Here is a 9,955-nt window from a genome sequence, read left to right as displayed (position 1 = left end):
TACGTCCAGTACGGGGGCATCCGGCCGGCACGCCGAGAGCACGCACCGGACACCGCTCCTTCACCACGGACCTCCGTCAGACACCCCCTAGTCCTCGGCGAGGATCCGGGCCATGTTCCGCTCGGCGAGGGCGGTGACGGTCACGAACGGGTTCACGCCGAGCGAGCCGGGGATCAGGGAGCTGTCCACCACGTACAGCCCCTGGTAGCCCTTGGCCCGGCCGTAGAGGTCGGTCGCCTCGCCCAGGACGCAGCCGCCGAGCGGGTGGTACGTGAAGGTGTCGGCGAAGGCCTTGTTGTCGCCGAAGAGGTCGTACCGGTACATCGTGAAGTTCCTCCGGTTGATGCGGTCGAAGAGGTTCTTCGCCGCCCTGACCGCGGGCGCGTTCTGGTCCCGCCGCCAGTTGAGCCGGGCCGAGTCGGTGGCCGCGTCGTACGTGAAGTGCCCGCGCTCGGGGTTCTTGGTGATGGCCAGGTACATCGAGATCCAGTGCTCGATGCCCATGGGGAGCGGGGCGATCTCGGCGAAGACCGGGTTCGCGGCGTTGTCCCAGTCGTCGATGCCCAGGGCGGGCATGGTGGCCTGGTTGCAGCCGACCGTGTCCCACAGGTGGTTGGCGCGGGCGGTCATCACGTTGCCGTTGGGGCCCCAGCCGAGTCCGACCCGGTCGCTGAGCGCGGGCAGCGTCCCGGTCTCGCGGGCGCGCAGCAGGATCTCGGTGGTGCCGAGGCTGCCCGCCCCCAGGAAGAGCCGCCGGCAGCCGAGTTCGCGGACCTGGGTGACGCGGCCGGCGAGGTCGCTGGTCCGCACGGTCAGCACGTATCCCCCGGCGGGGTCCTGCCGGACCGCGACCACGCGCTGCATGGTCTCGATGGTGACGTTCCCCGTGCCGACCGCCGCGGCGAGGTAGGTCTTGTCCAGGCTCTTCTTGCCGTGGTTGTTGCCGTAGATGACCTCCCCGGCCAGGGCCGACCTGGTCGCGGTGCCGGCCGCCTCGCGCTGCATGTACGCGAAGTCGTAGACGTTGGGGACGAAGACGGTCTTCAGGCCGGTGTTGTGGGCGTGCGTGCGGGAGGTCCGGGCGAAGCGGTACCACTCGGTGGACTCGAACCAGGCCGGGTCGATGTCGTTGACGCCGAGCATGGCGCGGGCGCGGGGGTAGTAGGTGCCGTACATCTCGTCGGCGTCGACCCCGGGCAGTACCTCGGAGAAGTACGAGCGCCGGGGCGTCGGCGCCATCCCGCCGTTGACGAGCGAGCCCCCTCCCACCCCCCGCCCCACGTACACGGACATGTCGCCGTGGTGCACGCGGTCGAGGACGCCGGGGTACGGGCTGATGTCGCGGTTGACGACGTCGAGCCAGAGGAACTGGGCGAGCGGGGCCTCGGTGCGCGTGCGGAACCACATGGAGCGGTGGTCGGGCGCGGAGGTGGACGGGAAGACCTTGCCGTCGGGCCCCGGGGCGTCCCACAGCCGCCCCATCTCGAGGACGACGGTGCGGATGCCGGCCTGGCCGAGGCGGAGCGCGGCCACGGCCGCGCCGTAGCCGGAGCCGACGACGATGGCGGGCGCGTAGGGGGCTGCGCCCGGCTCGGCGGCGGAGGCGGAGGCCAGGCCGATGCGGGTGAAGCCGAGGGCGGAGGCGGTCTGCAGGGCGGCCAGTCCGAGGAGGTGACGGCGCGTCAGATTGGGTGTCATGGCCGCATGATGGGCGGAATCCGCCGTTCCCCCCATACGCCGCACTGCCAGACATCGGAGGGACAGTCAGCCATGGCTCACCACCTCGCAGCCCGACGCCGGCCACCCGGCCCCGCCGGCGCGCGAGGCGCGGGGCCTGGGGCGCAGCCCCGGTCTCTGAGCCCCGCCGGCGTCGAGGCGGGGGCCGGGGCTAGAGGAGGGCGCGCAGGCGGGTCGCCAGGTGGTCCCAGCGCCAGCGGTCCTCGACCCACGCACGGCCCCGCTCGCCCATCCGCGCCCGCAGCCCCGGGTCCAGCAGCAGCGCGGTGATCCGGTCCGCCGCCTCGGACGGCTCGCCGCCGCGGACGACCCACCCCGTCTCCCCGTCCAGCACCGCGTCCGGCGCCCCGCCCGAGTCCCCGGCGACCACCGGCAGCCCCGTCGCCGAGGCCTCCAGGTAGACGATCCCGAGCCCCTCGACGTCCAGTCCGCCCCGCCGGGTCCGGCACGGCATGGCGAACACGTCCCCGGCCCCGTAGTGGGCGGGCAGCTCGGACCACGGGACCGGTCCCGTGAAGACCACCGAGTCCGCCACGCCCGTGGAGGCCGCCAGCGCCCGCAGGTCGGCCGCGTACGGCCCGCCGCCCACGATCAGCAGCACCGCGTCCGGCACCGCCGCCAGGATCCGCGGCATCGCCTCGATCAGCGTGTCCTGCCCCTTGCGCGGCACGAGCCGCGACACGCACACCACCACCGGCCGGTCGGTCAGTCCGAGCCGCGCCCGGACCTCCGCCCCGCCCGACTCCGGGTGGAAGGTCTTCTCGTCCACCCCCGGCGGCAGCTGCACCATCCGCGCCGCCGCCCGGTCCGTCAGCGCCGAGGCGATCCGCGAGCGCGTGTACTCCCCCAGGTAGGTCAGCGTGTCGGTGCCCTCGCCGATCCGCCGCAGCAACTGCCGCGCCGCCGGCAGCTGGGCCCAGCCCGCCTCGTGCCCGTGCGTGGTCGCCACGATCCGGTCGGCCCCCGCCCGCCGCAGCGCCGGGCCCATCAGCCCGAGCGGGGCGGCCGCCCCGAACCACACGGACCGGCAGCCGTGTTCGCGCAGCAGGCCCACCGCCCGCCGCGTCACGCGCGGGGTCGGCAGCAGCATGGTCGTGCGGTCGCGCACCACCTGGAAGGGCTGCTCGGCGTCGAAGGCCGCGGTCGCTTCGCGGCCCTCCGCGCCGTGCTTCCAGGTGGAGGCGTACACGACGACGCGGTCGGGATCCAGCCGCAGCGCCATGTTGTGCAGGAAGGCCTGGATGCCGCCCGGTCGCGGGGGGAAGTCGTTGGTCACGATCAGCGTCTTGTGCATTGCCTGCCGACAGTACCGGACGCGTGCGGCGCTCAGCGGAGCCAGCCGCGCAGGGCCTCCTGCCAGGCCTTCGTCAGCCCTGCCGGGTCCACGCCCAGCGCCCCCTCGAGCGCTGTCGCGAGGGGCTCGCGGCCCGCCCGCCCGTACAGGTCGGCCAGGGCCTGCTCGCCCCACTTCTCGGCGATCAGCCGGCAGGCCAGCCACGCACCCTCGTACGCCCGGGCCAGCGCTTCCGGGTCGCCGCCGAAGGCGAAGGCCTCCGTCGCGGGCAGCGCGGCGGGCACCTCACCGCGCCGTACGGCCCGGCCCAGCGCCGGCGCGCCCTGCTCCGGCGTGGTGGGGCCGCCGCGGTACGCCGCCCAGTCCGCGAAGCCCTCGGAGAGCCACAGCGGGGTGCGGGCGGTGGTCGCCGCCCGGGTGGCCACGTGGGTGACCTCGTGGGTCAGGACGATGCGCCGGCCCGCCCCGCCGAGTTCGGCGTAGCCCTGCGGGTTGACCACCACCCGGTCCGCGGGGGCGGGTCCGGCGCCCACCCGGCCGGTGGTGACGGCGCCCATGCCCCGGTAGGCGTCGGCCGTCCCGCCCAGCAGCTCCGCCATCCGCTCCAGCGAGCCGGGGACCAGCACCACCACCCTCCCCGCCCACGGCCCGGGCCACGCGGCGCTCGCGGCGGGCACCGCCCGGTCGGCCTCGGCGGCGATCTCCCGCAGGGCGTCCTCGTGCTGCCCGGAGCCGCCCAGCACCAGGCTGTGCGTGCCCCGGACCACCGACACCGGCCCCTGGTCCCACAGCTGCGGCGGGGCGCCCGGAGCGGGCCGGTCGGCGGCGACGCGCCACGTGCCGCCGTCCAGGCGGAGTTCGAGCTCGCGGGCCGAGCCGCCCGGGGCGGGGTCGTAGCCGGTGAGCCGGTAGCGCAGCTCCGCCCGCACGAGGGCCCGTACGCCGTCCTGCCGCACCGAGGCGACCTCGTACGCCCAGTCCTCGACGGGGATCCCCGCGAGCCGCTCGGGCGGGGTGCGCGACCACTCGGCCACGGCCCGGCGCACGTCCCGTCCGGCCGTGTCCGCCGGCCGCTGCGCGCACCCGGCCGCCAGCAGGCACAGCAGGAGCGGCAGTACGCGTACGAGACGACGACCTGGGAACATCAGCCGATCGTACGCAAGGGCGGCCGCCCGCAGGTCAGGGCCGGGTCACGGCCGAGACCGGCATCATCCCGACGGGGTCGTAGCGGACCCGGGCCCCCGGGTACGGGGCGTGCACCACCTGGCCGTTGCCGACGTACATGCCGACGTGGCTGGCGTCCGAGCGGTACGTCACCAGGTCGCCCGGCCGGGCCTGCGACAGCGGCACCTGGCGGCCGGCGTGCCGCTGGGCCTGCGAGGTGCGCGGCAGCGAGACCCCGGCCTGCCGGTACGACCAGACCATCAGCCCGGAGCAGTCGAAGCCGGAGGGGCCGGTGGAGCCCCACACGTACGGGCGGCCGACCGCGGCGCGGGCCGCCATCACGGCGGCCATGGCACGGCCCGAGGAAGGGCCCGCGGAGGACAGGTCGGGCAGTGCGTCGGCACGGCCGCCCGAGCGGGAGGCACGCTCGAAGTCGGCCCGCTCCTCGGAGGGCATGGCGTTGAGCAGCCGCCGGGCGGCCGCGAGCTTGGCCGTGACGGAGCGCTTGTGCCGGGCCACGTCGGCGCGCAGCGCGTCGAGTTCGGCGAGTTTGCGGGAGGCCTCCCGGCGCTCCTGGCCGAGCCGGCGCTGCTCCTCGCGCAGTTCGTCCAGCTGCCGGGCCTGGCGGCCGGTCAGCCGGTCCAGGGCGGCAGCCTGTTCCAGGTACGCGTCGGGGTCCTCGGCCAGCATCAGGCCGACGGCGGGATCGATGCCGCCGCTGCGGTACTGGGCGCCGGCGAAGGTGCCGAGGATGCCCCGCATGGTGTTGATGCGTTCCTGGCCGCGGGCGACGGCGTCCTGGGCCCGGTTGACCTCGGCCCGCAGCCGGTCGGCCTTCTCGCCCGCCTCGTTGAAGCGCTCGGTGGCCTGTTCGGCCTCCTCGAAGAGCCGGTCGACCTGGGCGCGGGTGCCCGTCGCGGGGTCCTGGGGCAGGCCGGGGGCCGCGCCGGCGGGTGTGCCCGTCATGGCGACGGCGGCCGTGGCCGCGGCGGCGGTGAGGACGGTGACCTTCGTGTTCCGGTCGAGGCTGCCGAGCCCGGGCCGACGATGGGACGCCACGTGAAACCGCTCCCTTCCGCTGGGCGTGGCCCGGGTCCGCCCCCCGTGGACGGACGTGTGCCGGGTTACGCGCTGGCAGACAGTAGCCGCGCCGCCGGGCACCGGCCAACGACCGCCGGAGGGCACGCACGGCGACGCCCCGCCGGAGACGCAGGTCACCGGCGGGGCGTGGGGTCAGAGCGGAGCCGTCGAATTCGCCCGGATGGGCGGTGTACGGCGCGTCAGGAGACGCGGACGCCGAACATGAAGGGCATGTTGTCCATCGACTCGTACTTGATGCCGCCGCGCGGGTTGGAGGCGTGCAGCGTCATGTTGTTGCCGGCGTAGAGGCCGACGTGGTGCAGGTCGTTGTAGAAGAAGACCAGGTCACCGGGCTGGAGCTGGCTGCGGCTGATGCGGGTGCCGTCGTTCGCCTGGGTGTAGGTGGTGCGGCTGATGCCCACGCCGGCCTGCTTGTACGCCCACTGGGTCAGCCCGGAGCAGTCGAAGGCGCTCGGACCGGTGGCGCCGGAGACGTACGCGCCGCCCAGCTTGGTCTTGGCGGCCGCCAGGGCCGCTCCGGCGCGGCCGGAGGCGCTCACGTTGCCGAGGTCGACGCGCTGGCTGTCGCTGCGGCTGGCGCGCGTCTCCTCGTCCTTGAGCGCGGCACGCTCCTGCGCCGTCAGGGTGTTGAGCAGGGCCTGGGCCGCGGCGAGCTTCTCCTGCGAGACCTTCTTCTTCTCGCCGAGCTCCTTGCGGGTGGCGTCGAGGTCGGCGAGCTTGCCGGCGGCCTCCTGGCGCTGCTGCGCGAGGGTGCGCTGCTTGGCCTGGATCTTCTGGACCGCCTCGACCTGCTTGCCGCTCAGGTGCTCCAGGGAGGAGGCCTTGTCGAGGTAGCTGTCGGGGTCCTCGGAGAGGAGGAGGGCGAGCGACTGGTCTATGCCGCCGTTGCGGTACTGCGCGCTCGCCATCGAACCGAGCGTGCCGCGCAGCTCGTTGAGGTCGCCCTGGCCGCGTGCGACCTGGTCCTGGAGCTGCCCGATCTCCTTTTCGAGCTTCTCCTGGCGCTCCTTGGCGCCGTTGAACTTCTCGGTCGCCTGCTCCGCCTCTTCGTAGAGGGCGTCGACCTGCGACTTGACCTCTTCCTTGCTCGGCTTCGCCGGGGCGGCGGTGGCGCCCTGCGTAGAGAGCGCGACGGCCGCGGCCGCGGTGGCGGTCAGCACGGTCACACGAGCGCGGGTCGGCTGCTTGGGTCGACGGTGGGACGCCACGAAGGCGAGCTCCTTCTTCCTCGAGCCGCCGAAGAACGCAACTCGGCAGCACCTCCGCTGCCACCCCGAATGAGTGATCTACCGCACGAAGGTTTGAGCAGACCCTAGTGACCCATCTGTGATCAGTTCAAATCCTGCCGGGAAAAAAGTCGGTCCCCGACCAGCTTCTTTACCTACAGCGCACGCTGCGTGCCGGGCACTTGACGGTACGTTCCCTGAGGGCCCTGCCAATTCGGGCATGAAGCCCAGGAGTTACGAAACGCGCGAAAGCCGCTTCAGGAGCAATGCGGACGCAACCGGCCGCGCCCCCGCCTTGGCCACCCCGTCCGCGACCTCCCGGTCGGTGGACACCACGACCACCGGCCGGCCGGGCGGCTCCGCCCGTACCAGCTGGCGGATCAGCTCGTCCGCCGTCACCCCTGCCTTGGAGAACAGCACGCGGACCCCGCGCGGCGGCGCGAGCAGCACCGGGGCGGCCAGTTCCGCCCCGTCGAAGACACAGGTCATCTCCGCGCCCGTCTGCGCGGCCAGCATCGAGAGCCCGCCCAGCAGCCGCAGCCGCTGCTTCTCCAGCGGCATCGTCGGATAGCCCGTCTTGGTGACGTTGTAGCCGTCGACCACCAGATGGGCCTGGGGCAGCGCCAACAGCTGGTCCAGCAGCGCCGGATCGGTCTCCGACAGGGCGCGCGCCGCGATGTCCTTCGGCGTCATCCGGCCCGGCTCCACGGCCTCCACGGTGTCCGCCGGGCGCGTGGAGACCGGCGGCAGCGCCAGCTCGCGGCGCAGGCCCGCCGCCGCGTCCAGCACCGTGTCCAGCAGCAGCCGCAGCCGCATGTCCTCGATGCTGCGCCCCTCGCGGGTGGCCCGGCGCGAGGTCTCCAGCGCCGCCTCCACCTCCGCCAGCCGGGACTTGAGCCGCCGGCTCTCGCTCTCGGCGGCGGCCACCCGCGCGGCCGCGTCGCCGCGGATCCCGTCGATCTCCGCGGTGACCTTGCGCAAGGCCGCCTCGCCGCGCTTGACGTCGCTGAGCGCACTGCGCAGCTTGCGCTGAAGCGATTCCGCTTCCCTGCGGGCCTCGTCCAGCTCCGCCCGCACCTGCTCGCCGCCGGACCGCTGCAGGTCCCGTACCTGTGCCAGCTCCTCGCGCAGCCGGTCCAGCTCGCGCCGGGTCTCCTCGCCGACCCGCTCGGCGTCGGCGCGCTGCGCCTCCTCGCCGGCGGCGGCCACCAACTTGACCCAGCCGGCCGGCCGCAGGACGTACGCGGCGGCCGCCACGTCCAGCGGATCCGCGGCGGCGGGGGGGGCGCCGGACTCCAGCGCCCCGGCCAGGTCCGCCTGCGCCTCGCGCAGCTTCTCGGCGACCCGGCCGCGGAAGACGGGGTCGCTCTCCACGGCCGCGGCCATCGCGTTGCCCGCGAACTTGGCGCGACGGGTGGGGGTGAAACGGGCGTACTGGCGCAGCTGCGCCGGGAGGTCCGCGACCGTCAGTCCGCCGAAGGCGTCCGAGACGAGCGCGACGACCCGGCGCCGCACGCCTTCCGGCAGCGGGCGGTCGAGCACCTCGGCGGCGTCGCCGGCCGCATCGGCCGGCTCAGCGCCGCTTGCTGGCTCCACGATCCGTCACCCCTACCGATCTACCTGTGGGCGGGGCTCCGTCAGGAGTCCGCGCCCGGCCTGTCCACGAGCTCGATCTGGTCCACCGCGTTGCACCAGCGGCAGCGGACCGACTCGATGGTCTCATTGACCACCTCGCGCTCCTCGACCTTGGGCTCCCCGGCGAGGTCCAGGTGGACGTACTCGACGACCTTCGACGAACGGGTGACGTCGAAACGCGTGAGGTTGCCGCACAGGGTGCAGCGCCACCGGGTGGTGTCGGTCGGCAAGGGAACCGTCATCAGGCCGCTCTCTCCTTCGTAGCTGATTCAATTAAAGCCGTCTGCTGAGCCGTCCGCGCCGATTGGCGGGACGTCGGCTCGTAACCCTACGGCCTGCCACCGCCCCGGGAGGGGTGGCTTGCGTCATGCTCTGTCACATGATCGTAAGGTGGCAGGCCGTCCGCGAGGCCGCCCGGGGACCGGTGGTCACCCATGCCCTGATCGCGGGCTGCGCCCTGGTGTTCGTCCTCGGCCCGGCTTCGGGGCTGAACCCGGCCTACGGGACGGGCGAGGGGCTGCTGACCGCCGGGACGGACTACTTCCGGCGGTGGGGCGTGGTCCCGGACGAGTTGTTCTCGGGCCGCCCGCGGGCCTGGCTGACGCCGCTGACGGCGCTGTTCGTGCACGGCAGCTGGCTGCACCTGCTCGGCAACATGCTCTTCCTCTACGTCTTCGGCGCGATGGCGGAGGAGCGGATGGGCCGTCCGGCGTTCCTCGTGTTCTACGTCTGTACGGGGTACGTGGCCCTGGCGGCGTACGCGGCGGCCAACGCGGGGTCCGCCCAGACGCTGGTCGGGGCGTCCGGGGCCATCTCGGCGGTGCTGGGCGCCTTCCTCTACCTGCTCCCCCGGGCCAGGGTGACGAGCCTGTTCCCGTTCCTGTTCTTCCTGCCGCTGCGGTTCCCGGCGTGGCTCGTGCTGCTGTTCTGGTTCGCCCTCCAGGGGGTTGCCGCGCACCGCGCGGGCAGCGGTCCCGGGGTCGCCTATCTGGCTCATCTGGTGGGCTTCTCCGTCGGCTTCCTCTACGCGTGGGCCCGCTATCGGCCTGCCACTAGAGTGGGGCGACCAGCGACGGCCACCGAGGGAGACAGCCAGCCGTGATCACCGCGATCGTGCTCATCAAGACCAGCGTGGACCGCATCCCCGAGATCGCCGAGTCCATCGCCGCGCTGGACAGCGTCAGCGAGGTGTACTCCGTCACGGGGACGTACGACCTGATCGCGCTGGTCCGCGTGGCCCGCCACGAGAACCTGGCGGACATCATCCCGGGCCGCATCAGCAAGATCCCCGGCGTCGAGGCCACCGACACGCACGTTGCGTTCCGCACGTACTCCCAGCACGACCTCGAGGCGGCCTTCGCCATCGGCCTGGACGCCTGACGCCTCCGGCGCGGGCCCGCCGTCTCCCCTGGGCTCCGCCCCACCCCGGCCCTCCAGACGGCCCGTCCCCCCTTTCGCCTCAAACGCCGGCGGGGCTGGGTTTGTCCCCTTTCCCGGGATCGGTCTGCCGGGCCCGTACCGGGGTGCCCCTCGGGCGGGATGCGCTTGCCGGGCCGTGCGCGGGGCCCCTCCGGGGCGTCTCCTCGGCTCGCGCACGAAGCCTTGTCCCGGCCGCTGGACCACGGTTGCGCGCTCGTCCTGCGGGGACGCCCCTGCGAGCCCCCGCTCCCCCACCGACCAGGGAGCCCGCGCCCCCCGGCCGGAGTCAGCCGTGGGGTGGGGACGCGCAGGAGGGTCCCCGCAGGACGAGCGCGCAACCCGGGCCCCCGCTCACGCAGCCAGGGCTTCGTGCGCGAGC

Annotated in this window: 9 protein-coding genes; 2 read left to right on the top strand and 7 right to left on the bottom strand. The window is 73.9% G+C overall.

The genetic code is table 11. The annotated features are described in order from the left end of the window. Positions 1–87 precede the first annotated feature (87 nt). The 7 genes from AB0D44_RS30595 to AB0D44_RS30565 form a co-directional block, all read right to left on the bottom strand. Positions 88–1,698, bottom strand: a complete 1,611-nt coding sequence (locus AB0D44_RS30595) for a GMC oxidoreductase (protein WP_362596927.1) — start codon at positions 1,696–1,698, stop codon at positions 88–90. A 190-nt stretch (positions 1,699–1,888) separates the two neighbouring features. After that, complete coding sequence (locus AB0D44_RS30590; protein WP_362596924.1) at positions 1,889–3,031, bottom strand: glycosyltransferase family 4 protein; 1,143 nt, start codon at positions 3,029–3,031, stop codon at positions 1,889–1,891. Positions 3,032–3,063: 32 nt separating this feature from the next. After that, a complete protein-coding gene (locus tag AB0D44_RS30585) occupies positions 3,064–4,176 on the bottom strand; it encodes a hypothetical protein (RefSeq protein WP_362596921.1) in 1,113 nt (370 codons plus the stop codon). A gap of 34 nt (positions 4,177–4,210) precedes the next feature. Further along, positions 4,211–5,254, bottom strand: a complete 1,044-nt coding sequence (locus AB0D44_RS30580; RefSeq protein WP_362596918.1) for an NlpC/P60 family protein — start codon at positions 5,252–5,254, stop codon at positions 4,211–4,213. Between the two features lie 221 nt (positions 5,255–5,475). After that, positions 5,476–6,504 carry an NlpC/P60 family protein gene (locus AB0D44_RS30575; protein ID WP_362596915.1) on the bottom strand — a complete coding sequence of 343 codons (1,029 nt, stop codon included), beginning with the start codon at positions 6,502–6,504 and terminating at the stop codon, positions 5,476–5,478. 252 nt (positions 6,505–6,756) lie between these two features. Continuing rightward, positions 6,757–8,121 carry an NYN domain-containing protein gene (locus AB0D44_RS30570; RefSeq protein ID WP_362596930.1) on the bottom strand — a complete coding sequence of 455 codons (1,365 nt, stop codon included), beginning with the start codon at positions 8,119–8,121 and terminating at the stop codon, positions 6,757–6,759. Between the two features lie 38 nt (positions 8,122–8,159). Continuing rightward, positions 8,160–8,399, bottom strand: a complete 240-nt coding sequence (locus AB0D44_RS30565; protein ID WP_008738811.1) for a hypothetical protein — start codon at positions 8,397–8,399, stop codon at positions 8,160–8,162. A gap of 125 nt (positions 8,400–8,524) precedes the next feature. Here AB0D44_RS30565 and AB0D44_RS30560 point away from each other — a divergent pair, with 125 nt between their 5' ends. Next, positions 8,525–9,259 (top strand): rhomboid family intramembrane serine protease, encoded by a 735-nt coding sequence (locus tag AB0D44_RS30560; protein ID WP_362596912.1) that lies wholly within the window; start codon positions 8,525–8,527, stop codon positions 9,257–9,259. Beyond that, entirely contained in the window at positions 9,256–9,537 is a 282-nt protein-coding gene (locus AB0D44_RS30555; RefSeq protein ID WP_008738815.1) for an Lrp/AsnC ligand binding domain-containing protein, read from the top strand. The genes AB0D44_RS30560 and AB0D44_RS30555 overlap by 4 nt, the downstream gene beginning before the upstream one ends. The last annotated feature ends 418 nt before the right edge of the window (positions 9,538–9,955 follow it).

The organism is Streptomyces sp. NPDC048349 (assembly GCF_040651925.1).
Lineage (GTDB): Bacteria > Actinomycetota > Actinomycetes > Streptomycetales > Streptomycetaceae > Streptomyces.
This window is presented reverse-complemented; position numbering and strand designations above follow the sequence as displayed.